Source organism: Actinocorallia aurantiaca (assembly GCF_039533685.1).
In the GTDB taxonomy this organism is placed as follows: domain Bacteria; phylum Actinomycetota; class Actinomycetes; order Streptosporangiales; family Streptosporangiaceae; genus Actinocorallia; species Actinocorallia aurantiaca.
This window is the reverse complement of sequence record NZ_BAAATZ010000029.1, coordinates 482,767-505,342: the sequence shown is the minus strand read 5'-3', so window position 1 is coordinate 505,342 and position 22,576 is coordinate 482,767. Positions and strand designations below refer to the sequence as shown.

23 protein-coding genes are annotated in these 22,576 nt (G+C 70.4%); 15 read left to right on the top strand and 8 right to left on the bottom strand.

Annotated elements, in window-relative coordinates; all coding sequences use genetic code 11:
* Position 1: 1 nt before the first annotated feature.
* A complete protein-coding gene (locus tag ABD327_RS30410; RefSeq protein WP_344455556.1) occupies positions 2 to 1,174 on the top strand; it encodes an RNA polymerase sigma factor in 1,173 nt (390 codons plus the stop codon).
* Positions 1,175 to 1,365: 191 nt separating this feature from the next.
* Here the strand turns inward: ABD327_RS30410 and ABD327_RS30405 are convergent, their stop codons facing one another.
* Positions 1,366 to 1,851, bottom strand: coding sequence for a winged helix-turn-helix transcriptional regulator (locus ABD327_RS30405; protein WP_344455512.1), 486 nt, complete (start codon positions 1,849 to 1,851; stop codon positions 1,366 to 1,368).
* 73 nt (positions 1,852 to 1,924) lie between these two features.
* Between ABD327_RS30405 and ABD327_RS30400 the strand changes: the two genes are divergently transcribed.
* From ABD327_RS30400 to ABD327_RS30390, 3 genes are all read left to right on the top strand, one after another.
* Positions 1,925 to 2,521, top strand: a complete 597-nt coding sequence (locus ABD327_RS30400; protein ID WP_344455510.1) for a dihydrofolate reductase family protein — start codon at positions 1,925 to 1,927, stop codon at positions 2,519 to 2,521.
* Complete coding sequence (locus tag ABD327_RS30395; RefSeq protein ID WP_344455508.1) at positions 2,515 to 3,354, top strand: MBL fold metallo-hydrolase; 840 nt, start codon at positions 2,515 to 2,517, stop codon at positions 3,352 to 3,354. The genes ABD327_RS30400 and ABD327_RS30395 overlap by 7 nt, the downstream gene beginning before the upstream one ends.
* A gap of 181 nt (positions 3,355 to 3,535) precedes the next feature.
* The gene (locus tag ABD327_RS30390; protein ID WP_344455506.1) at positions 3,536 to 4,441 is read left to right on the top strand and encodes an aminoglycoside phosphotransferase family protein; all 906 of its coding nucleotides are present in this window, start codon (positions 3,536 to 3,538) and stop codon (positions 4,439 to 4,441) included.
* A 28-nt stretch (positions 4,442 to 4,469) separates the two neighbouring features.
* Here the strand turns inward: ABD327_RS30390 and ABD327_RS30385 are convergent, their stop codons facing one another.
* Positions 4,470 to 4,979, bottom strand: a complete 510-nt coding sequence (locus ABD327_RS30385; protein ID WP_344455504.1) for a winged helix-turn-helix transcriptional regulator — start codon at positions 4,977 to 4,979, stop codon at positions 4,470 to 4,472.
* Between the two features lie 165 nt (positions 4,980 to 5,144).
* On the opposite strand from ABD327_RS30385, the gene ABD327_RS30380 reads away from it, so the two are divergent.
* The 5 genes from ABD327_RS30380 (at position 5,145) to ABD327_RS30360 (ending at position 9,325) form a co-directional block, all read left to right on the top strand.
* The gene (locus ABD327_RS30380) at positions 5,145 to 5,507 is read left to right on the top strand and encodes a nuclear transport factor 2-like protein (RefSeq protein ID WP_344455502.1); all 363 of its coding nucleotides are present in this window, start codon (positions 5,145 to 5,147) and stop codon (positions 5,505 to 5,507) included.
* 271 nt (positions 5,508 to 5,778) lie between these two features.
* Positions 5,779 to 6,954: a macrolide family glycosyltransferase gene (locus tag ABD327_RS30375; RefSeq protein ID WP_344455500.1), complete on the top strand. Its 1,176-nt coding sequence runs from the start codon at positions 5,779 to 5,781 to the stop codon at positions 6,952 to 6,954.
* 186 nt (positions 6,955 to 7,140) lie between these two features.
* On the top strand, positions 7,141 to 7,668 hold the full coding sequence (locus tag ABD327_RS30370; protein ID WP_344455498.1) for a PadR family transcriptional regulator: 528 nt from the start codon (positions 7,141 to 7,143) through the stop codon (positions 7,666 to 7,668).
* Entirely contained in the window at positions 7,665 to 7,838 is a 174-nt protein-coding gene (locus tag ABD327_RS30365; RefSeq protein ID WP_344455495.1) for a hypothetical protein, read from the top strand. Before ABD327_RS30370 ends, ABD327_RS30365 begins: the two co-directional genes overlap by 4 nt.
* A gap of 53 nt (positions 7,839 to 7,891) precedes the next feature.
* Entirely contained in the window at positions 7,892 to 9,325 is a 1,434-nt protein-coding gene (locus ABD327_RS30360; RefSeq protein ID WP_344455493.1) for a recombinase family protein, read from the top strand.
* A gap of 47 nt (positions 9,326 to 9,372) precedes the next feature.
* Here ABD327_RS30360 and ABD327_RS30355 read toward each other — a convergent pair whose 3' ends face one another.
* The 3 genes from ABD327_RS30355 to ABD327_RS30345 form a co-directional block, all read right to left on the bottom strand.
* On the bottom strand, positions 9,373 to 9,540 hold the full coding sequence (locus ABD327_RS30355) for a hypothetical protein (RefSeq protein ID WP_344455491.1): 168 nt from the start codon (positions 9,538 to 9,540) through the stop codon (positions 9,373 to 9,375).
* 263 nt (positions 9,541 to 9,803) lie between these two features.
* Positions 9,804 to 11,303 (bottom strand): replication initiator, encoded by a 1,500-nt coding sequence (locus tag ABD327_RS30350; RefSeq protein ID WP_344455488.1) that lies wholly within the window; start codon positions 11,301 to 11,303, stop codon positions 9,804 to 9,806.
* A gap of 584 nt (positions 11,304 to 11,887) precedes the next feature.
* Positions 11,888 to 12,412: an ATP-binding protein gene (locus ABD327_RS30345; RefSeq protein ID WP_344455486.1), complete on the bottom strand. Its 525-nt coding sequence runs from the start codon at positions 12,410 to 12,412 to the stop codon at positions 11,888 to 11,890.
* Between the two features lie 1,115 nt (positions 12,413 to 13,527).
* On the opposite strand from ABD327_RS30345, the gene ABD327_RS30340 reads away from it, so the two are divergent.
* The 4 genes from ABD327_RS30340 to ABD327_RS30325 all read left to right on the top strand — a co-directional run bounded on the left by ABD327_RS30340 (position 13,528) and on the right by ABD327_RS30325 (position 17,695).
* Positions 13,528 to 13,782 carry a hypothetical protein gene (locus ABD327_RS30340; protein ID WP_344455483.1) on the top strand — a complete coding sequence of 85 codons (255 nt, stop codon included), beginning with the start codon at positions 13,528 to 13,530 and terminating at the stop codon, positions 13,780 to 13,782.
* Between the two features lie 219 nt (positions 13,783 to 14,001).
* Positions 14,002 to 14,694, top strand: coding sequence for an ABC transporter ATP-binding protein (locus ABD327_RS30335; RefSeq protein WP_344455554.1), 693 nt, complete (start codon positions 14,002 to 14,004; stop codon positions 14,692 to 14,694).
* A 5-nt stretch (positions 14,695 to 14,699) separates the two neighbouring features.
* Complete coding sequence (locus ABD327_RS30330) at positions 14,700 to 16,544, top strand: FtsX-like permease family protein (RefSeq protein WP_344455481.1); 1,845 nt, start codon at positions 14,700 to 14,702, stop codon at positions 16,542 to 16,544.
* Between the two features lie 119 nt (positions 16,545 to 16,663).
* Positions 16,664 to 17,695, top strand: coding sequence for a dipeptidase (locus ABD327_RS30325; RefSeq protein WP_344455479.1), 1,032 nt, complete (start codon positions 16,664 to 16,666; stop codon positions 17,693 to 17,695).
* Between the two features lie 12 nt (positions 17,696 to 17,707).
* On the opposite strand, the gene ABD327_RS30320 is transcribed toward ABD327_RS30325, so the two are convergent.
* Positions 17,708 to 18,178, bottom strand: coding sequence for a MarR family winged helix-turn-helix transcriptional regulator (locus ABD327_RS30320; protein WP_344455477.1), 471 nt, complete (start codon positions 18,176 to 18,178; stop codon positions 17,708 to 17,710).
* Positions 18,179 to 18,312: 134 nt separating this feature from the next.
* Here ABD327_RS30320 and ABD327_RS30315 point away from each other — a divergent pair, with 134 nt between their 5' ends.
* Positions 18,313 to 19,515: an MFS transporter gene (locus ABD327_RS30315; RefSeq protein ID WP_344455475.1), complete on the top strand. Its 1,203-nt coding sequence runs from the start codon at positions 18,313 to 18,315 to the stop codon at positions 19,513 to 19,515.
* 32 nt (positions 19,516 to 19,547) lie between these two features.
* On the opposite strand, the gene ABD327_RS30310 is transcribed toward ABD327_RS30315, so the two are convergent.
* On the bottom strand, positions 19,548 to 20,105 hold the full coding sequence (locus ABD327_RS30310) for a TetR/AcrR family transcriptional regulator (RefSeq protein WP_344455473.1): 558 nt from the start codon (positions 20,103 to 20,105) through the stop codon (positions 19,548 to 19,550).
* Between the two features lie 74 nt (positions 20,106 to 20,179).
* Here ABD327_RS30310 and ABD327_RS30305 point away from each other — a divergent pair, with 74 nt between their 5' ends.
* On the top strand, positions 20,180 to 21,160 hold the full coding sequence (locus ABD327_RS30305; RefSeq protein WP_344455471.1) for a DsbA family protein: 981 nt from the start codon (positions 20,180 to 20,182) through the stop codon (positions 21,158 to 21,160).
* A gap of 7 nt (positions 21,161 to 21,167) precedes the next feature.
* Here ABD327_RS30305 and ABD327_RS30300 read toward each other — a convergent pair whose 3' ends face one another.
* The gene (locus ABD327_RS30300; RefSeq protein ID WP_344455469.1) at positions 21,168 to 22,469 is read right to left on the bottom strand and encodes a cryptochrome/photolyase family protein; all 1,302 of its coding nucleotides are present in this window, start codon (positions 22,467 to 22,469) and stop codon (positions 21,168 to 21,170) included.
* Between the last annotated feature and the right edge of the window lie 107 nt (positions 22,470 to 22,576).

Genomic DNA, 22,576 nt, shown 5'->3' with positions numbered 1-22,576 from the left:
GGTGGACGAGGCTCTGCTGCGGACCCTCGCCCCCGCCGTGATCGGGATCCTCGTCCGCCGCGGAGCGGACTTCGCGGCGGCCGAGGATGCCGTGCAAGACGCTCTGATCGAGGCGGTGTGCGTGTGGCCGGACGACCTGCCGCGGGACGCCAAGGGCTGGCTGGTCACTGTGGCCTGGCGCAAGTTCCTTGACGCCGCCCGTGCCGACGCCTCTCGACGGCATCGCGAGGAACGCGTCGAGGAGGAGCCTCCGCCCGGTCCGGGGGAGGTGGTGGACGACACGCTCCAGCTCTACTTTCTGTGCGCCCACCCGTCCCTGACCCCGGTCTCGGCCGTCGCGCTCACGTTGCGCGCGGTCGGCGGATTGACCACGCGTCAGATCGCGCGGGCCTACCTCGTGCCGGAGGCGACCATGGCCCAGCGGATCAGCAGGGCGAAGCGGACCGTCTCGGGTGTCCGGTTCAATCAGCCCGGCGACGTCGCCACGGTGTTGCGGGTGCTCTATCTGGTCTTCAACGAGGGTTATTCGGGGGATGTCGACCTCGCCGGCGAGGCGATTCGCCTCACTCGCCAGCTGGCTGCCAGGACCCGCCACGAGGAGGTCGCGGGCCTGCTCGCGCTCATGCTGCTGCACCACGCACGGCGCCCGGCGCGCACCGGCTCCGACGGCAGGCTCGTGCCCCTCGCCGAGCAGGACCGCGGCCTGTGGAACACCCGCATGATCGCTGAGGGCGTCGATGTGCTCCAGGCGGCTCTCGCCCGCGACCGCCTGGGCGAGTTCCAGGCTCAGGCCGCCATCGCGGCACTCCACGCCGACGCCCATAAGGTCGAGGAGACCGACTGGGTGCAGATCGTCGAGTGGTACGACGAACTCGTGCGCCTCACCGGTAGTCCGGTGGCCCGTCTCAACCGGGCCGTCGCGCTCGGCGAGGCCGACGGCCCGCACGCCGGCCTCGCCGCCCTGGCGGAGCTCGATTCCGCGCTGCCGCGCCACACCGCTGCCGCGGCTTATCTCCACGAGCGCGCCGGTGACCTGTCCGCTGCGGCACGGCTCTACGCCGAAGCCGCCCGAGCGGCCCCCAACCTTCCCGAACGCGACCATCTGACCCGACAGGCCGCACGCCTCAATGTGCGGCTGCGCGGCCGGGCCCGCGACGCCCCCGGCGAACGGTGAGTGCGCGCAGCGTCAGCGCGCTCTCGCCGCCGTCGTGCAGGAGGTCGGCCGCGGCCTGGATGATCAGTTCTCTGGACAGCCCGTCCGTCGGCATCGGGCAGCGGTGCGTCTGTCCCATGGCGACGTCTTGGGCGCGGTGACGGCAGGCTGCCGGAGCTGAGGAGGTCAGGGCGGGAGCCGTTCCATCGTCGTTAATCGATGTCTTCTTGTTCGGCGGCCGCGGCGAGGCGCTCGAACGGGCCTGGACCGTCGTGCGGCTTAGGGGTGGCGCCGAGGTGGCGGACGCGGAGTTCGTCCATGAGTTCCTCGATGAACGCCGGGCCCTCATCACGCATGAGCTGCTGTCGGCTTCGGAACTCGTTGCTGCCGGAGCTCCAGTCGAGGCCCCAGTTGCCGAGCGCATGGATGATAGGAAGGGTCTGGATGCCGGCTTCGGTGAGGCTGAAGCGTGCGCGCTGTCCGCGAACCGCGGTGCCGCGGGTGAGGATCCCCGCATCGAGGAGTCGCTTGAGGCGGTCGGCGAGGATGTTCGAGGCGATGCCCTCGGTCGACCCGGTGAGCAGTGCGCGGAAGTAGCGTCGGTCGCTGAAGATGACGTCGCGCAGTACGAGCAGCGACCAGCGATCTCCGAGCACCTCGATGGCGGCGTTGATCGGACACCCGGACCGTGGTTCCACGATTCCTCCTTGACGGACATTTCGCTCCCCCTATAGTAGTTGCAAAATGCAAGCACTAGGGGAAGGGGAGCTGATGGGACGCTTCGTTTATTCGATGCAGGTGTCCCTTGACCTGCGGATCGAGCAGGTTCCGGGGGACAACGGCGCAGGCGAGTGGCTGCGCATCGACGAGGAACTGCACCGCGAGGCCAACGCGCAGGCGCATGCGCTCGCGCTCATGGTCCAGGGCCGGGTCTACTACGAGGTCATGGAGGAGTGCTGGCCACGGGCGCGCGAGGACGCGTCGCTGCCGGATGTCATGCGTGAGCACGGCGAGATCTGGACCGCCAAGCCCAAGGTGCTCGTCTCCCGCACGCGCCGCAGTGCCGATCACAACACCCGGATCATCGGCGGAGACGACGCGATCGGGCAACTCGCCGCCCTGCGGGCCGAGACCGACGGCAGCATCAGTGTGGGCGGCGCGGCGCTCGCCACGCAGCTGCTCCGGGCCGGGCTTCTCGACGAGCTGCTGCTCTTCACCCATCCCTCGATCCTCGGTTTCGGCAGGCCGCTGTTCGACGACTACGACCTGCCGATCGATCTCGACCTGCTGGAGCAGCGGTCGTTCGAGCAGGGCGTCACGATGTGTCGCTACGCCATCCGGGATGCAAAGGAGGCGAGCTCGTGCTGAGGCGGGTCGCCGAGGGTGTGCTGGTCCACGAGAGCGAGTTCGTGCAGAGCAACGCCGTTGTGGTGCGGGGCCGGGCCGGTGTGCTGCTCATCGACCCCGGGGTGACCGGCGCCGAGATCGCCTGCCTCGCGAACGACCTGGCCGAGTTGGGTCAGCCCGTTGTGGCAGGGTTTTCCACGCATCCCGATTGGGATCACCTGCTCTGGCATGCCCGGCTCGGTGAGGCGCCCCGTTACGGCACGGCGCGCTGCGCGGCCGCTGTCCGAGACCAGCTGTCGGACGCAGGCGCGAAGGCCCGCATCGCCGACCACCTGCTCGAGACGGAAATCGCCGGGCAGGTGCCGCTGGACCTACTCGGCCTCATCACCGGCCTGCCCGCCGAAACCGCGCAGATTCCCTGGGACGGCCCCGAGGTCCGGATCATCGAGCATCAAGCGCATGCTCCGGGCCATGCGGCGCTGTTGATCGAGGAACGCGGGGTTCTCGTCGCCGGCGACATGCTTTCCGATGTCTTGGTTCCGATGCTGGACCTGGACGGCGCCGCGGACCCGATCGAGGACTACCTCACCGCGCTACGGTTGCTCGAGGGCGTGGCGGGCGGCGTTGATGCCGTCGTCCCGGGCCACGGTTCCGTCTGCGGATCCGACCAGGTACAGGCACGGATCGACCAGGATCGGGCTTATGTACTCGCGTTGCGAAACGGCCGAGGCCCCGCCGACCCGCGAGTCGGCCCGTCGGCCAAGCCCGGCTGGGAGTGGGTGAGCGACGTGCACGAAGGACAACTCCAACGCCTCGCCGAAAGAAGCGAGCGCGACGGGACGCCTCGCTGGTGATCGGTGTGCGACCCGGCCAGTGCGCGCGGGCCGCCGGCCGGGATCCGGGACGGCGGCACGATGCTCTCCAGGGTGGTCGGGCTGGTCAGCGAGGTTGCCCTCTATAACGGCGAGCCGGGCGTCTGCGAGGGTCTTGTAGACGACGCTGACGGAGACCTTACTGGGGCCCCAGAATACGAGGATGGTCTTTCGGGAGGGGAAAGCGGTCTTCGTGACGGAGGGGGAGCGGGAGCGGCTACTCGTCCGGTTCGGTTCGGAGGCGCTGTCCTGGTGTGAGGAGCTGCCCGCTCTGGTGGAGGTGCTCGCGGCCCGCTGGAACCTGGAGATCACGGGATCGGGTGGGGGAGGGACCTCGCGGGCGTTCCGCTGTCTGCGGCGGGACGATGGAACGGTGGTGTGGTTGAAGCTCACTCCCGATCCCGTGATCGCACGGGAGGAGGCCGAGGCGCTGGGCGTCTGGGCGGGTCGCCGGTCGGTGGTCGCGCTGCGGGCGTGGGACGCGGCTGCGGGGGCCCTGCTGCTGGAGGCCGTGACCCCGGGGGTTCCCGCACGGGGCCTGGCCTGGAGTCCGTCCCAGGTCGCCGTGATGCTCCGGGACCTGCGCGACCCGCCTCCCGTCCGGGCGCCGGACTCGCTGCTGCGTCCGTTGTCGCACCGTGTCGGTTTCCTCTTCGATCTGACCGTCCGCAGGCTGGAGGCTTCCGGTCTGGGTGATCGGGTGTCTCCGGCGGTGCTCTTCCGGTCCAGGGAAGCGGCCCTGCAGCTGGCGGACGGCGGGCCTGTGTCCCTGGTCCACGGTGATCTCCATTCCGCCAACGTGCTGTCGGGGCCCGCGTCCCGTCTGGTGGCGATCGACCCGCGCCCGTCCTGGGGGGATCCCGATTTCGATGTGCTGGACTGGGTTCTGGAGGATGCCGTCGGCACGGGAGAACTCCGGCGGCGGATCGAGGAGTTGGCGGAAACGGTTCCTTCCCTGTCTCCGGAGCGTGTGCTGGCCTGGTGTCGTGCCCTGGCCGTTCTGTTGGCGGTTCCCAGACTCTGTGCGCGGAGGGATGACCCGCATACCCGTTTCCTCTTGAGTCTGTGAGGGCGGGGCGGCGTCAGGTCCGCCTGCCTCACTCGTCCCGTGCCGGGGCGGGGGGTCGTGTCGCGTAGCGGTCGCGCATGGCCGGGCCGGCGGCCGGGCCTGCGGTGAAGACGTACTTGTCGCTGTCGTCGAGTCGGTGGCCGGTCTTGGCGTCGACGATCGCGGGATCGACTTCTTCGCCGCTGTCCGCGTCGATGAGGATCATGGCGCGTTCCTCGGGTGCGAGGCGGGAGTTGCCCCATGCGGCCAGGGCCACGATGACCGGGCGCAGGGAGCGTCCCAGGTCGGTCAGGACGTATTCGTGGCGGACGGGGTTCGTCTGGTAGGGCCGGCGCTCCAGCAGGCCGTCGGTCACGAGGGTCTTCAGGCGGGTGGTGAGCATGCTGGAGGAGATGCCCAGGCTCTCCTGGAACTGGTCGAAGCGGGTGTAGCCGTCGAAGGCGTCGTGGAGGATCAGCAGCGTCCACCATTCGCCGACGTGCTGCACCGTGGTGGACAGCGGGCATTCCCGGTCTTCCAGTCTGATGCGACTCGCCATGGCGGCCATCCCCCCGGTTACTGCTAAAGTCGAAGTTAGTAGCTTCCATTTTAGCAGTAACTAGGGGTCGGCATCTCGCGTGCCCGCTCCCGGGAACGGCATCCCCCTCGGCTATCGACGGCGGCACCGTCCCCACCGTCTGAAACCACTACCGCAAGGATCGTCATGTCTCAGAGCCGGCCGCAGACCATCGCCCCGAACGCGCTGCCCGAGGTGATCGACCGCTACCTGAAGGCGCACCGCGCCCACGAGACCGCCGCCGCGGCCGGCTCGTTCACCGGGGATGCCACGGTGATCGACGACGGCAATGCCCATCAGGGCACCGCGGCGATCGAGCGGTGGCTGGACAGGGCCGCCGCCGAGTTCACCTACACCGTCGAGCTCACCGGAGCCCAGCAGATCGACGCGACCCGCTACGTCGCTCTGCACCACCTCGAAGGAGACTTCCCCGGAGGCGTCGTCGACCTGCGCTACGAGTTCACCCTCCGCGGCGGCCTCATCGAGCGCCTTGTCATCGAGGCCGCGTGACGGCGCAGGACAGCAGGTAGGGGGCGCTCCGGAAGCATCGCGACCGGCTCCGGGCCCTGCCCGTCATCGTTCGCGGGCCGGGGTTATTCGCTTGCACGCCGCTCGCGGGGGTGGGTAGGGTCCGGAGTATGCAGATCTTGATGTACGGCTGATTCCGGCGGGGCGTGAGCGCCCCGTGGTCCGGCGTGTCCTGCGGCGTGTGGTCTCCGCCGAGGTGGGTGCGCCGGTTCTCGACGTCCTTCATTCCATAGATCTGTGAAGTGGGTTCTTCATGTCTTCTCGACGTGCGCATATCGCGATGGTCGGCATTCCCGCGGTCAGTCACGTGCTGCCGAGCCTGGAGGTCATCCGGGAGCTGGTGGCGCGCGGCCACCGGGTGACGTACGCCAACGACCCGGCCGCCGCCGGGCTGGTCGCCTCGACGGGGGCGGAGCTCGTGCCCTGCGCCTCGACGCTGCCGGTGGCCGACCACGACTGGCCGGAGGGCGCCATCGAGGCGATGGACGTCTTCCTCGACGACGCGATTCAGATGCTGCCGCAGTTGCGGGCCGTGTACGACGCGGATCCCGCTGATGTGTACCTGTACGACATCGGGGCGTACGCGGCGCGGGCGCTGGCCGAGTCGCAGGGGCGTCCGGTCGTGCAGCTGTCTCCGGCGATCGTGGCCTGGAAGGGCTACCGCGAGGAGGTCGGGGCACAGCTGTGGGGGCTGCCCGGGGCAGATGCATTCCGGGCGAAGTTCGCGCGGTGGCTGGCGGAGTGCGGCGCGTCCACGACGGACGTGGACGAGTTCATGAGCACGCCGGCGCGGGCGGTGGCGCTGGTTCCCAGCGCGATGCAGCCGAACCTGGAGCGGGTGGACACCGGCGCGGTGACGTTCGTGGGCCCTTGCCCGGGGGATCGGGCCGAGCAGGGAGGCTGGACGCGTCCGACGGGGGCGGAGAAGGTCCTGCTGGTGTCGCTGGGGTCGGCGTACACGCGCCAGCCGGAGTTCTACCGGCGCTGCCTGGCGGCTTTCGGGGATCTGCCGGGCTGGCATGTGGTGCTGCAGGTCGGCAAGCACACCGATCCGGGAGAGCTGGGAGTGATCCCGGCGAATGTCGAGGTGCATTCGTGGGTGCCGCAGCTGGCGATCCTGGAGCAGGCGGACGCGTTCGTGACGCACGCGGGGATGGGCGGCAGCGGTGAGGGCCTGCTCACCGGGACGCCGATGATCGCCGTTCCGCAGGCGGTGGACCAGTTCATGAACGCCGACCGCCTGGTGGAGCTGGGCGTGGCGCGCCGGATCGACACCGAGGAGGCGTCGCCGGAGGCGCTGCGTTCGGCGCTGCTGGAGCTGACGTCCGACCCGGAGGTGGGGCGCCGTGCGTCGGAGTTGCGTGCCCGGTCCCGCGCCGAGGGCGGTGCCCGCCGTGCCGCCGACGTGATCGAGTCCTCGCTGGGCTGATCCGGTCCGTCCGTCCCGGGAGGGTGTCGCCGCCGTCCCGGGACGGACTCGCGCCGGAGGCTGTGGCGCGGGCTTCCCCCGCCTCCGCAGGTCCTTGATGTGCTTTGCGCCGGGTAGGCCGTCCGTTCGGCTTGACATCCCACAAGGGATAACCGTTATATGGGCTAACGGTTAGCTAGGGGGGTCATGCAGCAGGAAGTGGTGCTGGCGATGCTGGCCAAGGAGCCCTCGCACGGGTACCAGCTGCGTGCGCGGCTGCGTGACGCGCTCGGCCCTCTCGGTGAGGCGATGAACGCCGGGCACATCTACGTCACGCTGACCCGGCTGGAGAAGGCCGGGCTGCTGGCGGTCGAAAGGTCCGCAGAGGGCGGTGACCGGTCGGAGCGCAAGGTGTACGCGCTCACCCCCGACGGCCAGCGGCGAGTCGCCGAGTGGATCGCCGAGGTGAGCTGGCCGAGGCCCGACCTCGCGGAGTTCCACCTCAAGCTGATCGCGGCCGCGTCGGGCGGGCTGGCCGACCCGGTCGCCATCGTCGACACCCAGCGCCGCGAGCTGCTGCGCCGGCTGCGGGACGCCCAGCGCGCCGCCATGGCCGAGCCGGACGGCTCGAACGCGGCTCTGCTGCTGGAGGGCATCGTGCTCCGGCTCCAGGCGGACCTGCGATGGCTCGAGGCCTGTGAGAAGAACTGGACCCAGCGGAGGAATGGCTCATGAGTGACGCCGTCGGAACGTCCGTGCTCCGCGCCCGCGGGCTGCGCAAGGAGCACGGCGAGGGGGAGGGGTCGGTGCGCGCCGTCGACGGGGTCGATCTCGACATCGGCGCGGGGGAGACGGTGGCGGTGATGGGGCCCAGTGGCTGCGGTAACCCGGACATGGGATTTTGACACTTCTTTGGGGAAGAATGGAGGTATCAGCAGGTAGGGACGACGGAGGCACGATGACGAAGCGCGCGGTGGTCTACGTACGTATCTCTCGGGACAAGATGGGCGCTGGTCTGGGGGTGGCCGAGCAGGAGCTGCAGTGCCGGGAGCTGGCCGAGCGGTTCGGCTACGAGGTCGTGTTCGTGTACGTGGACAACGATCTTTCGGCGTACTCCGGCAGGCCCCGCCCCGCCTACCTTCAGATGCTCGCCGCGTTGAGGGAGGGCAAGGCGGATGCGGTCCTGTGCTGGCACACCGACCGCTTGCACCGCAGCAACACCGAGCTTGAGGACTACATCCAGGCCGTGGAGCCGCACAACGTGCAGACCCAGACCGTCAAGGCCGGACCCATCGACCTCAGCACCCCGTCCGGGCGGATGATCGCCCGCCAGTTGTGCACGATCGCCCGGTACGAGTCCGAGCACCGCGCCGAGAGGGTCAGCGCGGCCCGAGCCCGCCAGGCCCGCCAAGGGATCTACGGGGGAGGCCGCCGCCCGTACGGATTCGAGGCCGACGGAGTCACCATCCGTCCCCAGGAGGCCCAGGAGATCGCCCGCTGGTCCTACGCGCTGTTGTCCGGTGTCCCGCTGCGCAGCATCACGCGGGACCTCATAGAACGCGACGTGCCGACCGCCAGCGGCAACCGGTGGCAGCCCCCCGCCGTCAGGGACATCCTGCTCAGGCCCCGCAACGCGGGATTCATGGTGCACCGTCCCATCGGGGGAGACAAGCACCGAGGCAACGGACGCGGCTACACCGATGATCACATCGTGGGCAAGGCTCCATGGGAGCCGATCATCCCCGAAGACGTGTGGCGCGCGGTGGTCGCGAAGCTCACCGACCCGGAGCGCAAGACCACCCCCGGACCGGCCCCCCGATGGTTGGGCAGCGGTCTCTACCGGTGCCACTGCGGCGAGGGGATGCGCTGCATCGGCAAGAGCCGCCAGGACAAGAAGGTCTTCTACTACCGCTGCATAGGCCCAGGCAGTGGCCACTCGGCGATGAGGGCCGACGAGCTTGACCCGCTGGTGAACAAGGCCGCCGTCATGCGGTTGTCCCGCGAGGATTTGGCCACCCTGATTCCGCAGCCCCCGGAAGGCCCCAGCGTCGCCGAGCTTCACGCCGAGTTGGCCGTGCACCGCCAGCGGTTGGAACACCTTGACGACGACTACGACAACGACCGCATCACCCGAGCGCAGTACCTCAGGGGTACCGAGAAGCGCCGCACGAAGATCAGCGCGTTGGAATCCCAGCTTGACGCCCACCAGGAGCTTTCCCCGCTTGCTCAGTTCGTCGGAGCAGCCGACCCCGGCGCGCTGTGGGACAAGCTGTCTCTGGGCGAGAAGCGCACCGTGCTCAGGGAACTGATGACGATCACGGTCAAGCCCGTCGGACGCGGACGCCGCATCTCCGATCCCCTTGACCGCGTGGACTTCACCGACCCCCGGTAGCCCGCAAACGGCCCCGCCGACACACCCACCGGCGGGGCCAGACCATGTCACGCAGCACCCCGGAACAGCAGCGCCAACCGGTCCCGCCGCTCCTGACTCAGCGGAGCCAACCGGCCGATCACCTCCCGCAGCCGCTCGTCTTGCTCCCGCTCCCGCCGCTCATCCTCGGACTCGACCACGGCACCGCCGTCCGACAGGCTTTCCGCCTCAGTCACGGCATCACCGCCCGCGAGCACGGACCAAGATCGTTTTTGAGGGGTTGCCATCCCACAAATTCCCGCCCGCCGCCCTTGGAAGGTCGCTCCGCGGCGCTTTTTTTGGGGCCGCAGGCGGCCCGGCCAGGACTTGGAAGGTCGCTCCGCGGCGCTTTTTTTGGGGCCGCAGGCGGCCCGGCCAGGAATAGACGCTTCGCGGCCTTCGACCGAAGGCGCACCCTCACCCGATCGGCCAGGGCCATCAGCGCCGGTCACGGCAGGACTCAAGCAGCCACCCCCGCCGCTTCACCGTCGTCGACCACTCGCACCTGCACCACGTCGTGGTACTTGACCGCCTCCCGATAGACCGCCTCCTCACGGGCGAGCTGTTCGGCCAGGAGCGCATCACCCGGTTTGGCGTGGCCGACACCAACCAGCCGCCAGTCCCCGACCACGACCGCGCCGTCTTGCCCCCACACGTCCCCGGTGCGCTGGGCTGCCCGCCAGGCCCGCCGCACCGCCCGCAGCGCGCCCAGGGTGACGGAGTAGCGGCGTGACTTGGTCGCGAAGTGACCGGGGAAACCCAAAGTGTGGACCCGCTCAGCCAGCCGCAGATCTTCACAGCCCTCCGCATCGGCCAGCCGTAGGCAAGTTCCAGCGAGCATCAGCAGATGCCACGAGGTCCCGCGCTTACGCATCCGGTCCAAGGCGAAGGTGTCGAAGCGGCGTACCGGCAGGCCCGGAAGGACATCGGAGGCCGTCTTCGTGGCGTACTTGGCCACATACGCCGCCGTCCGGCGCGGGTCCGTGATCGGCCTGACGTCGATCTGCCCGCCCCACCGCGCGATACGTTCGACGCCATCTGGCACGGGCAGCGCGACCCGTACCCGCGAGGCGGCATCCCGCACGCACGCCGCTAGGAGGTCCGCATCCACCCACGCAGGGGGAGCCGTTACCGTCTCAGGGTCGTCGGGGTCGATGCCGTCCAGGCGGACGACGGCGTGAAAGTGGACCGCGCCCCGCCGCTGCCATTCGGCCACCTTCACATACGAGGCCCGCAGCTCTTCCCGGAGCGCCCGCACGGTCCGATGCACCCCTGTCCGCTCCAGAGACAGCCGAGAGAAGGAGCGCAGCAACTCGATGGTGAACCGCCGCCACAACTCAGGCGCGGCCGTGTGCCACAGGACGTGTCCGGTGCAGTCGTAGCACTCCACGCAAAGCGCATTGCCGAGCCGCTTGTCGTCCGAGGAGTGGCGGGCGTTGCAGTAGGCCGCCATCCCGTGCTCGCAGACCGGACGCGAGGAGCGAGGCCGACAGGTGCCGTCCCTGCCGAGGGTGTGCACCCGCCCGAACGAGGGAGCCGTCAGTGTCACGAACAAACACGGATGATCCCCCACCGAGGCCGGAAGGTGAGCTGAGGCGGCAGCACGCGGACCCTCCCCAGCCAACTCTCTGCCCCGCAACCCCGAAGCCACCACATGCCAGGTATCGGCCCGGTACCGCTCAGCACACGGAGGACACACCGCGCTACGGCGATCCCCACACGCCACCAGCAGCACCCCATCAGGGTTGCCATCCGTGGAGAACGAACCGAGAACCTCACCCGTGGAGGCATCCACCGACTGAGCAGAGCCACGCAACCGCACCGGCCGCACGCAGTAACCCGAACGCTCCACCTGGCCAGACCACGCCCGGTAGCCCTCACTCAACCGCCGAGTCAACGAGCCCGACAACGCACCGGGAAGAACAGAAGAGAAGGAGGGGGAGGAAGGGGCATGCGCCATGTATCACCACCTGGAAACCGCCAGCCGACAGGAACTGAGAAAGCAGGTCGTCCGCGTTCTGGTCCTACTGGTGGTCCACGTGCTCACATACCCGCGCCAAAAGCGCAACTACGTCTATATACCCCACGGTGCGAAGAATTCAACTACCGGCCCGGAATTTTTTCGCCAATCCCCAGACAGCGCCCGAGCGCACACACCCCCGGTACCGCAGACAGCACAACACCCCCAACCCCGACGCACCCGCAAGTGACTGCATCCGTGGCTGAGGGTGCTGCCGTGGGTGACGCAGCAGGCCCGCCTATGCCCGCTCCATCACGTCTTCCCAGGCGGACAGGGCATAGGCACGCCGGCCGCGCACCATCACCCTCCTGATCGAGCCCGTCACCGCGACGCCTCCCAACGCTGGAGCAGCCCCGCCAGCCCATCCAGGCTTGACGCTTCCACGAGCATCCGACCCTGACCGGTAGGCACCAACGCCAGCCACAGCCCGGTACGAACCCCCCACCACACGATGACCCCAGGGAACCGCTTTTCCGCCATCGACGCACCCCGGTACGCGGCGTCCTGGTGTTCGCGGCTCAGCCTCAGCACGGCCCGCCCTCCTCGCACCGGCAGCCATCCAGCCACCAGCGGATGACCAGGCACCCCAGGATCCGTTCTGCCTCCCACGCGGTACACAGATCCCCGACCAGCAGCAGGCCCCGTCCGCGCTCCCGAAGCTCTGCCACCTTCGGCCGATAGATGGTCGGCGCACTCAGCAGCCGCCCCGCCTCAAGCAGCGCGCTCAACTCCACACGTGGCACCGCCGTCTCATCGGGGAAGTCGTGCTCCACCAGCACGCCCCAGACGCGCCCCGCATCGTGCTCCACCCGCACCCTCAGCAGGTGTCCGCTCCCGTGCTCCGCAGCGTTGCCCATCAGCTCAGACAGGACCATCAGGCAGTCGTCACGCACCAGGCAGGACGCAGGAAGCACCTCCCGTAGCCAGACCCGCCCCGCCCGCACCTCTACCGGTTCCGCGATGAAGTCACGTTCCGCGCTCAGGCTGCTGCCCTGCTGGTCCGTTCTTGCCGGATGAACAGTTTCTCCGATGCCCCTACCATTGAACACGGGTCAGACCTCCATCGTCTGATCAAGGTCCCGGTTCGTGTTCGCAGCACTTACCGGGGCCGCTTTGTCCGTTTTGTTTCTGGGGATCATGTAGTGTCTCACTATGAGACACGAGGACTGTCTCACAATGAGACAGGGGGGTGCAAGTGGACCTCGAAGAAGCACTAACCTAATTGCTGCCGGAAGGTCATTCCGGCGATTCCCGAGAAGATCTTGTTTCGGCTGCTGTTGAGGCATGGCGGCGTCGCCACATCAACACGCAGGCAGGGGCTGCCGTACTCGCAGCTTTGGCAGACAGCGGCCTCAGCTACAGGCAGATTTCCGAACTGACCGGCATCCCCACGGCTACGGCACATCGCTGGGCACGTCCGCCCGAACAAGACGCGGGTTAGCGCGGGTCGTTTCGGTTCTGTGTGAGGCTTTCCCCTACAGGATCAAGAGGGACCGCCGCTGTCGCGGCGGTCCCGGCTCATCGCTGCACTCACGCGCCCGGCGCAAGCGCCGGGCGCGTGGTACAGCTGGCCGGGCCACCGCTTTGCTGCGGTTCCCACCCTCTGCCGAGCGGGCGCACAGGGATCAGCTCCCCCAGGAACGCGTCTGCGACCGAGCGGCCGCATCCCAAGGTGGCAAGGTTCATGCCAGTTTGAGTCTCCTGCCCACGCGTCCAGGTAGCGCCGATCCTCTGATGCTCATGCACTGCCGCCCCGAGTCGAGAAGAGAAGGGGATCATGCTGGAGCGGACTGGTCTACCCAGCAAGGAATCATCCCTTCGAGGGACGGAAAAACCAAACAAACCTCCCCCTCGAAGGGGTTAGCGGTATAGTTTACGAGGCCCGTCTGAATGGCGCTTAAGCGTGTAGGTGGGTCTCATGACGCCTAGTTCTGTGCAATTTCGTCAAGTTACATAACGTCAGTGCCCCGGAAGCGCTGATCGGTAACAGGCTGCTGCTTGCTGCTAGGGTCCTACAGAGAGGAAGAACCAGACGCCTTCCCAAGGGGAGGCGATCCCTGAGTCTCCACTGTTCCGGGCGGCGGTGCTCAGTTCAACCAGGCAAACCCTGGTCGAGCTGACGCGCACCCGCCCTGCTCGGCCAGACAGGCAAGCAGGGGTAACAGTGGAAATTTGGCAGATAATCAGTTCGGGAACCTTCCTGGCCTTCCTGCTGATGTATGCACGGTTGTACTTGAACCACCGTCGCGACATGAAGATCGCTGAGTTGGCGCTCAACGGCACGCATCCAGCCGACCGTCCACGGATTATGGACAAGCTCGCCAAGATTCTCTTGGTTCTGAACAAGCGTCGCGAACCCGACCCTTCCCAATTTATCGGAAGCCAGCAGCCCCCGCAGGACCCACCTCCTGCCGTCTAATCAAGACGCAGCCAACATACGAAGCGCCAACAACCCGCCGCACGGACAGCCGGGCGGCCGGATCCAGACTTGGGCGGGAACCCCGCGCAAGGCCACTCCCTCGGGCTTACGGGCAGCGGGGCACCGCCACGCTTCGCGCCCTACGGGTGAGCTTCGCTCATGGCGGAGACCTGCCCGTTCGCCGGATGCTAGCGGCCTTGCTGCCCCACCCAAGTCCGGATCCGTCCACCCTCCCCGATCTGTCTCGCCCCCGTAAGGCCAACGCACTCGAGCCCCGGCAGTGGCCCACCGGCGGATGGTCACAATCCGATATCCGGTAAGTCCACGCTGCTGCACCTGCTCGGGGGGCTGGACCGGCCGTCGGGCGGAGAGGTGTGGCTGAACGGCCGTCGGATCGACGACATCGGGGAGAGGGCTCTGGCCCGGATGCGGCGGACCGCCGTCGGTTTCGTCTTCCAGTCCTTCCACCTGATGGAGGAGCTCACCGCCGTGGAGAACGTCGAGCTGCCGGCGTTGCTGGCGGGCCGCTCGCCGCGGGCGGCCAGGCGGCGTGCGCAGGAGCTGCTGGAGCGGGTCGGGCTCGACCATCGGGCGCGTTTCCCGCCCTCCGCGCTGTCCGGCGGCCAGCGGCAGCGGGTCGCGGTCGCCCGGGCGTTGAGCAACGAACCGTCGGTCGTCCTCGCCGACGAGCCGACCGGGAATCTGGACAGCGCCGCCACCCTGGACGTCCTGCGGCTCTTCGATGGCCTGCACGAGTCCGGTCAGACGCTGGTCATCGTCACTCACGACGCGCGGATCGCGGCGACCGCGGACCGGTTGATCTCGATGCGCGACGGCGCGTTCGTGGACGAGACCAGGCTGACCGGCGGAACCACCGGGCGGCTCGGGGCGCTCGCCGGACTGGAGGACTGAGGGCGATGGGCCGGATCCTGCTCATAGGCCGCCTCGCCGTGCGCGACCTCCGGAGGCGTCCCGTCGAGGCCGCGCTTCTGCTGCTGGCCATCATGGCGGCCACCACGACGCTGACACTCGGGCTCGTTCTGCGCGACGCGGCCGACGACCCGTACCAGAGCACCCGGGAGGCGACCAGCGGCCCTGACGTGGTCGCCGTTGCGGACCGGCCCGCCGGGCTTTCCGGCCTCGAGGAACTGGCCGGTGCTCCCGGCGTCATCGACCACAGCGGCCCGTACCCGGTCGCTCCGGCGAAACTCCAGGCGTCCGGCCGCACGTCGGATGTGCAGGCGGTGGGGCGTGACGCCGCGCCCGCGTCGGTCGACCAGCCCGAGCTGACGCGGGGCGGCTGGGTCAGCGAGGGCGGTGTGGTGGTCGAGGCCGCCTTCGCCGAGGCGCTCGGTCTGCGCGTCGGCGATCCGGTCACCCTGGGCGGCCGGGCGTTCGAGGTCGTCGGTGTCGCGGTCACCGCCGCCGTGGCGCCCTACCCGCAGGCGTCCTGCATCGTCGCCGTCGGTTGCGCGAGCGGTGCGACTCCCGAGGAGCTGTCCAGGCTCCCTCCGGGCCTGCTGCAGACTCCCGGCCTGGTCTGGCTCACCCGGGCGGACGCGCGGAGCCTCACTTCGGACCCCGGCTCCCTGGCCCATGTGATGAACCTGAAGCTGGCCCACCCGGATGAGGCACGGGCGTTCGTCGGAGCCCACCTCTCGAAGAGCCTGGACGCTCCGCGCCTGGAGTCATGGGAGACCATCCGTGAAGACGCCACCGAGCCGGCCGAAGACGCCCAGATCCTTCTGCGGATGGGAGCCTGGCTGCTCGGGCTGCTCGCCGTGGCCAGCGTCTCGGTGCTGGTCGGCGGCCGGATGGCCGGGCAGACCAGACGCGTCGGACTCCTCAAGGCGGCCGGCGGCGCACCGGGCCTGGTCGCCGCCGTGCTCCTCGCGGAGTACGTCCTCGTGGCCGTCATCGCGGCCGCGGCCGGGCTGGCGGTCGGAGCGCTGGCCGCCCCGCTGCTCACCGCGTCCGGAGCCGGCCTCATCGGCAGCGCGGGCACGCCGTCGATGACCCCGTCCACGATCGGCTTGGTGAGCGCCGCCGCACTCGGAATCGCGGCGGCCGCGACCGTTGTCCCGGCCGTGCGCGCCGCCCGCTCCAGCACCGTCGTCGCGCTGGCCGACTCGGCGCGCCCGCCCCGCCGCACCGGATGGCTCATCGCGGTCTCGGCGCGGCTGCCCGTACCGCTGCTCCTCGCCCTGCGCATCACGGCCCGCCGGCCGCGCCGCGCGATGCTGAACGTGGCCAGCATCGCGGTCACGGTCAGCGGGGTCTACGTCGCGCTGGTCCTCGATGCCTTCCTCACCGCCGGGCCGCCCGCCGGCGGATACGGCGATGCCCAGGCGGAGCCGCTGCGCCGGGTGCTCCTCGTCGTGATGGTCACGCTGTTCTGCCTGGCGGCGGTCAACGCCGTCTTCATCACCTGGGCGACGGTGCTCGACAACCGGCGTTCCTCCGCGCTGGCGCGCGCCCTCGGCGCGACCCCCGGTGAAGCGGGCGCGGCGCTGGCGGCCGCCCAGGTGCTCCCCGCGCTCGCCGGCGCCGTCGCGGGCGCCTTCCCGGGAGGATTCGCACTGTTCCACGCGATAAACGCGGTCACCGGCGGCGACAGCGGCAGAGCCACGCTTCCCCCGCTGTGGCAGCTGCTCGCCCTGGTGCCGGCGACCGTGCTCGTGGTGGCGGCGCTCACCGCGGTCCCCGCCCTCCTCGGAGGCCGCCGCCCCGTGACCGAGACGCTCCAAGCCGAACCCGCCTGATGCCCCGGATGGCCTGCGCGCACCAGACGGCCTCTTGCTTCCCGGATGCCGCGGTTTCGCTCTCGACCGACCGGAGCCCTGGGAGGGGCTCAGCACACCGCCGGGTTACAGTGCGGGCCATGCCTGCTGACTTGCATGGGAACGCGGTGGTGGCCGACGCGCACAACGACCTGCTGATGGCGGTGGTGGCCCGCCCTCCCGCACGGTGGGCGTCGTTCTTCAGGGAGCGGTGGCTGCCGCAGCTCCGCGCGGGCGGAGTCGACCTCCAGGTGCTTCCGGTGTTCATCGACGACCAGTTCAGGCCCGAGGGGGCGCTGCGCGAGACGCTCCGGATGATCGAGTGCGCGCACGCGATCGCCGAGGGCAACGCCGCCGACGTCCGGCTGTGCCTCGACGGGCCGCAGATCGACGCGGCACTGGCCGAGGGGAGGATCGCGCTGGTCCTGGCGCTGGAGAGCATGCCCGGCCTGGACGCGAACATCGAACTCCTCGCCACCGTGCACCGGCTCGGCGTCCGCATCGCCTCACTGGCGCACTGGGGACGCACCCCGCTCGCCGACGGCAGCGGCGAGGACGCCACCGCGAGCCGCCTGACCGCCGCGGGCGTGCAGGCCGTGGCCGAGATGGAGCGGCTCGGCATCCTGCTGGACATCTCCCACCTGGGCGCCAGCGGGGTGGAGCACGTCCTCGAACTCGCGTCCCGGCCGGTGATCGCCACCCATTCCAGCGCCCGCGCCCTGCGCGACCACCACCGCAACCTGACCGACGACCAGATCCGGGGCGTCGCGGCCTCCGGCGGAGTGGTCTGCGTGAACTTCCTGCCGGGCTTCCTGGACGCCGACCCGTCCGGCTACACCCTCGCCCGGCTGGCCGACCACATCGAGCACATCGCGTCGGTGGCGGGCGTCGACCACGTCGGCCTCGGCCCGGACTTCATCCACGAGGTCTACACCGACCTCACCCCGCCCTGCTGCGAAGACCCCGCGGGATCCGTCGACTTCGACGTCATGGCCACCCTCCCCGGCCTGGCCGGCCCCTCGGGCCTGCCCCTGCTCACCGGCGAACTCCTCGCCCGCGGCCTCCCCGAACCCGACATCCGCAAGATCCTCGGCGGAAACCTCCACCGGCTGCTCACCACCCGCCTCGCCTGAGCGGCTCCGTGCTCATACCTGCGGCGTGCGGGCGGGCGGGGAGCCGTTCAGTTCCTCCACGGCCTGGACCAGGCGGTGGAGCCGAGGGTCGCGGGCCGCTTCGTCCAAGGCTTCGCGCAGGGCGTCGTCGTGGGTGGGGCGGGCCCGGCGAAGGAGCGAGAGGCCGTCGTCGGAGACGTCGGTGTAGATGCCGCGGCGGTCGGTGGGGCACAGGTAGCGGGACAGCAGGCCGCGATCCTCGAGCCGGGTGACCAGGCGGGTCGTGGCGCTCTGGCTGAGGACGACGGCGTCGGCGACCTGCTTCATCTGCAGGTGCCCGCCTTCTCCGGAATGCTGGCGGCTGAGGACGTCGAGCAGGGTGTACTCGCGCACGCTCAGGTCGTGCGCGGCCTGCAGGGCTCGTTCGAGGCGCGTCTCGATCCGGCCGTGCAGGAGGGACAGGGCGCACCAGCCCTGGGCGAGTTCGGGGACCGTCGTGGTCACGGAGCCTCCTTCGTCTGCGGCCGCGGTCGGTGTGCGATGGCGGATCCAACATACCGCGCTTGCATTTATAGAGCGTCTGCAAGTATTGTCGGCGCTTGTAAAAGCCTCCTGCAATCACTTGGAAGGGCATTCCCATGCCTCTCGCGCTCTTGGCCCTGGCCGTCGGAGCCTTCGGGATCGGCACCACCGAATTCGTGATCATGGGTGTGCTGCCCCAGGTCGCGGGCGACTTCGGGGTCTCGATCCCCACGGCCGGCCGGCTCGTCACCGGTTACGCCCTGGGCGTGGTGTTCGGCGCCCCGCTGCTGACGGTCGCGGGGACGAGGACGTCCCGCAAGAAGATGCTCATGCTCCTCATGGGCCTGTTCATCGCCGGCAACGCGCTCTCCGCCGCGGCTCCCGGTTTCGGGGTGATGATGACCGGGCGGGTCGTCGCCTCGCTGGCGCACGGCGCGTTCTTCGGCATCGGTTCCGTGGTCGCGGCCGCCCTGGTCGCGCCCCGCAAGAAGGCGTCGGCGATCTCGCTGATGTTCACGGGCCTGACGGTGGCGAACATCGTCGGCGTCCCGGGAGGCACCTACATCGGCCAGGTGTTCGGCTGGCGTGCCACCTTCGCCCTCGTGGCCGCCCTCGGCGTCGTCGCGCTCCTGGGCGTGGCGAGGCTGGTGCCGGACACGGGCCGGCCTCCGGCCTCGCAGAGCGTGCGCACGGAGTTCGCCGCGTTCAAGAACGCGCAGGTCTGGCTCGCGATGGCGATGACGGTGCTCGGCTACGGCGGCGTGTTCGCGGCCATCACCTACATCTCGCCGATGATGACCGAGGTCGCCGGCTACTCCGAGGCCGCCGTCACCTGGCTGCTCGTGCTCTTCGGGATCGGCATGTTCCTGGGCAACCTGCTCGGCGGGAAGTTCGCCGACCGCGCGCTGATGCCCCTGCTGTTCGCCTCGCTGGGCGCCCTGTCCCTGACGCTGCTGGTCTTCACCGCGACCGCCCACGACAAGGTGTTCGCGGCGATCACCCTGACCCTGATCGGCGCCCTCGGATTCGCGACCGTGCCCCCGCTGCAGAAGCGGGTGCTGGACCAGGCGTCCGCGGCCCCGACGCTGGCCTCGGCCGCCAACATCGGCGCCTTCAACCTCGGCAACGCGCTCGCCGCCTGGCTCGGCGGCCTCGTCATCGCCGGAGGCCTCGGCTACACCTCCCCGAACCCGGTCGGCGCCCTCCTGTCCGGCGCCGCCCTGCTGCTGGCCCTCCTCGCCGCCCGTCTCGACAAGCGCACCCGGGCGGCGCGGACCCCTGCGGCCTCCGCCGCGGCACGGGTCCCGGCCGCCCGCTGAATCCCCGGCGGCGCCGTCCGGGCGCCGGTGGGTCAGGGGCGGAAGAGGCGCCAGAAGGACAGGGCCGCCTCCTGCGGGGAGTCGGCGGGGCGTTCGGTGAGCCAGTGGGCGATGACGCCGGTGAGGGCTCCGGCGAGGTAGGCGGCGTGGAGGTCGGCGGGCACGTCGGTGTGGCCGGGCGGGCGGTGGCCCTGGGCGAAGCGCTCGGCGAGGGCGGCGGTGACGCCGTGGCGGATGCGGGTGACGAAGCGGGCGCTGCCCTGGGTGCCGAGCATGCGCCGGTAGAGGGGGGCGTTGGCGGCGACGTGGCCGAACAGGTCGAGCAGGGGCGGGGGCGCGTGGTCGCGGGGGGCGTCCAGGGGGCAGGAGGCGGCGGCGCGGGCGAGGTGGGTGACGGCGTCCTCCATCGCGTCGGTGAGGAGGGCCTCCAGGTCGGGGTAGTGCTGGTAGACGGTGGCGCGGTTGACCTCGGCCTGGCGGGCGACGGCGGCCATGGTGAGGGCGGCGGGGTCGTGGCGGGCGGCCAGGTGGAGGATCGCGGCGCGCAGGCGGGCGCGGGTGCGTTGTGCGCGCGGGTCGTCGGGGTTCACGGCAGAACTATACGACGACCGTCGCTTAAACAACACATGTTGCTTAAACGACGGTTGTCGCTTAATGTGCGGGCATGCGTATCGAGATCTGGGCGGACGTGGTCTGCCCCTGGGCCTACATCGGCAAGCGGCGCCTGGAGCGAGCCCTCGCGAACGGGCTCGGGGAGCAGGCCGAGGTGGTGTGGCGCCCCTACCGGATCGACCCGACCGCCCCCGCCCAGGCCGTCCCCCTGCAAGAAGCCCTGGCCGACCCCGCGGCCGGAGAGGCGCTGGCCGCCTGCGCGCCAGGCCTGTCCCCGGAGGGCAACCGCGACCGGGTGGCGCGCATCGCCGCGGAAGAAGGCCTGGGGCCGCGGTGGGGCGCGGCGTGGCGGGCCGACCCCCACGACGCCCACCGGCTGATCGCCCTGGCCCTGGCCGAGGGCGGGCCGCGGCTGCAGGACGCCGTCGTCGAGGGGGTTCTTCGGGCCCACTTCGTCGACGCGCTCGACATCGGCTCTCCCGGCGTCCTGGGGAGCGTCGCGCGCGGCGCGGGGTTCGCCGCCGGGGAGCGGCTGCTGGCCGAGGGAGCCGCCGACGGCCTGGTGCGGGAGCTGGTGCTCACCGGCAAGGCCATGGGGGTCGCGACCTCGCCGACGCTCGTGGTGCGGGGGCAGGCCCTGGCCGGAGCCCAGCCCGCCGAGACGGTCGCGGAGTTCGTCCGCCACGCCGCGCGCCGGGAGCACCGGGCGGTGCCCGAGGAGGTCGAGCGGCTTCGGCACGCCGAGTCGCTGCTGGAGCGGCGCGACCCGCTGGGCGCCCTGGTGCTGCTGCGCCCGCTGCTGGAGGGCCACGGCCGGGACCGGGGCGTGCGAATGCTCGCGGCCCGCGCCTACTACGCCTCGGCCCAGCTGGGCCGGGCCGAGAAGGCCCTGCGGGAGCTGGTGGCCCAGGCGCCGGACGACTCCTACACCCGCTACCTGCTCGGCCGCACCCTGCAGCGCGGCGGACGGGAGGAGGAGGCCGCGACGCACCTGGCGCTGGCGCGTGCGATGACGCCGGAGTACGCCCGCTGAAGCCCGCTCACCGGCTGCGGCGCCGCACCGGCTCGTCGGGGTCGATGAGCGGCGCGGGGTAGCGCAGGGTGCGGCGCAGTGAGGGCTCGGCCTTCCACGGCCGGTGGGCGGCCAGGCCCTCCAGCGCCTCCAGCTCGGGCAGCCAGCGGTGCACGTAGGAGCCGTCGGGGTCGAAGCGGGCGGCCTGGCGCAGGGGGCTGAGGGTGCGGGGGCGCGGGTCGTTGCCGGTGCCGGCCAGGCGCTGCCAGTTGGCCGCGTTGTTGGGGATGTCGCCGTCGGCCAGCCAGTCGCGGAAGTGGCGGTAGCCGTGGCGCCAGTCCACGCGCAGGACGCGGGTGAGGAACGACGCGGTGATCATGCGGGCGCGGTTGTGCATGAACCCCTCGTGGTGGAGCTGGCGCTGGGCGGCGTCGATGATGGGAACGCCGGTCTCGGCGCCGCACCACGCCTCCAGCGCGTCGGGGTCGTCGCGGAAGTCGACCCTGCCGGGCCGGTAGTCGCGCCAGCTCAGGTCGGGGAAGGCGGCGGCGAGCTGGTAGTGGAAGTCGCGCCAGGCGAGCTGGCGGGTGAAGGGCTCGCAGGCGGAGGTGGCGTGCAGGACCTCCCGGGGCGAGAGGGTGCCGAAGCGCAGGTGGGCGCTGAGGCGGGAGGTGCCGTCGCGGGCGAGTTCGTTGCGTTCGTCGTCGTAGTCGGCGAGCCCGCCGGAGACCCAGGCGGCGAGCCGGCGGCGCCCTTCGTCCTCCCCGCCGGGCAGCAGAGCCGGGGAGTGACCTGAGGTAGGAGGGTCCGGCGGCGTGTCGGCCTCCAGGCCAGGAGGAAGGGTGATCCGTTCGGGCGGCGGCAGGAGCGGATCGCGCGGCACGGCGCTCCAGGCCCGCCAGTAAGGGGTGAAGACCCGGTAGAGGGCGCCGCCCGAGGAGGGGGTGAGGTCCCCGGGGGGCACGACGGTCAGGCCGGGCGTGGCCGTGACCCGCAGGGGCAGCTCGCGCAGCGCGGCGAGGCGGCGGCGGGCGTGATCGGAGTGGTCGTCGGCTATGAAGAGGGAGCGGGCCCCGGTGCGGGCGGCGATCTCGCCCGCCACGGCGGCGACCTCGCCTCGCCGCACGATCAGGTCGCCGCCCAGGGAGCGCAGGGTACGGCGCAGGTCTTCGAGGCTCTCGGACAAAAAGCGCAGCCGGTTGGGCACCGCCATCGGCCCGGCCAGGATCGCCTCGTCCCACACGAACACCGGGACCACGTGATCGCCGTCGGCCACGGCGGCGTGCAGCGCGGGGTTGTCGTGGACCCGCAGGTCGCGGGTGAAGAGCATGATCGAGGTGTTCAGACGGCGCCCCCCTTGGCTCTCCCAAGGTATTTCCCGTCCGGGTCGCCCTACCGGAGGGATGCGCTCGTTTTGGGGTTCCGTTGGTGGAGATG